A 1284-nucleotide genomic window follows, 5' to 3' on the forward strand; every position below is an offset into this window, starting at 1 on the left:
TGAGATTCCCTCGGTTTGCCGGACACTCAGTTAAGAGGTAAAATGATTCAAAGGAGCTGAGTGTAAATGGGGGAAAAAAGGAGAGTGTACTCTAAGGAATTCAAGGAACAGGCGGTACTTTTATCAGAGACCTCCGGTAAACCGGTAAGAGAGATCGCTCATGACCTGGGGATCTCCGAAAACATGCTTTGGCGATGGAAACGTGAACGCCGGGAATCTGGCGATCGAAGCTTCCCTGGCCAAGGGAATCGTCAACCAGGGAACGAGTTAGAAGAAAAGATTCGCAAGCTCGAAGAAGAATTGTCTACGGTAAAGATGGAGCGTGATATCTTAAAAAAAGCGGTGGCCATCTTCTCACAACCTCAGAAGTAAAATATCAAATTATACGCGAGCTTGCTGTAAACTACAGCATTGAGAAGATGTGCCGTTTTTTGAAAGTCTCGCGTAGTGGGTATTATGATTGGTTAACCCGAGGTGAAAGTTCCCGAAGTAAACGCAATCGAGAGTTAGCTTTAACGATCAAGAAGCTCTATTACCAGTACAAAGGAAGATATGGCAGTCCCCGTATCCATAATGAGTTGCAAAAACAAGGAATTAAATGTGGCAAAAGCAAAGTTGAAACTCTCATGCATCAGATGGGGTTAAAAGCCAGGGAAAAACGGTGTTATAAAATCACGACAGACTCAAAACACAATTATCCAATTGCTCCAAACCTTTTGGACCGTAATTTTCAAGTGAATGCTCCCAATCAAGTCTGGGTTGCTGATATTACATACATAAGGACCATGGAAGGCTGGCTGTACTTGGCTATCGTCATGGATTTATACTCGAGAAAAATTGTTGGCTGGACAATGTCCAATTCATTAAGTTCTTCTATAGCTATCGATGCTTTACAGATGGCGATTCGTAACCGGCGACCACAAAAAGGTCTTATCCATCATTCTGACCGCGGTATTCAATATGCCTGTAATTCTTACCGTAGACTTTTGCAACGTAATCATTTTGTTTGTTCAATGAGCCGCAAAGGCAACTGTTGGGATAACTCTCCAGCCGAGAGTTTTTTCAGCACACTAAAGATTGAATGCATTAATGATCGTATTTTTCTGACTAAGGCACAAGCCAAACGGGAAATATTCGAATACATCGAGATTGATTACAACCGTAAACGATCTCATTCTTCAATTGGGTATATGTCCCCGGAAAACTTTGAAAAACTTAGATTAAGTGCTTAATTTGGTGTCCGTTTTACCGAGGGAAGCCCACTTTAAATAGAAATTTTTCTGG

General features: G+C 41.7%; 1 protein-coding gene. It reads left to right on the top strand.

Annotated features, from left to right (window positions below; genetic code table 11):
* Positions 1-66: 66 nt before the first annotated feature.
* Positions 67-1232, top strand: a protein-coding gene (locus G5B42_RS11180) for an IS3 family transposase (protein WP_181340553.1) whose coding sequence is annotated in 2 segments (ribosomal slippage) — positions 67-343 and positions 343-1232 — 1167 coding nt in all. Because the reading frame shifts where the segments join, the coding sequence is not laid out codon by codon here.
* Positions 1233-1284: the final 52 nt, after the last annotated feature.

Source organism: Capillibacterium thermochitinicola (genome assembly GCF_013664685.1).
Taxonomy (GTDB): Bacteria; Bacillota; UBA4882; order UBA10575; family UBA10575; genus Capillibacterium; species Capillibacterium thermochitinicola.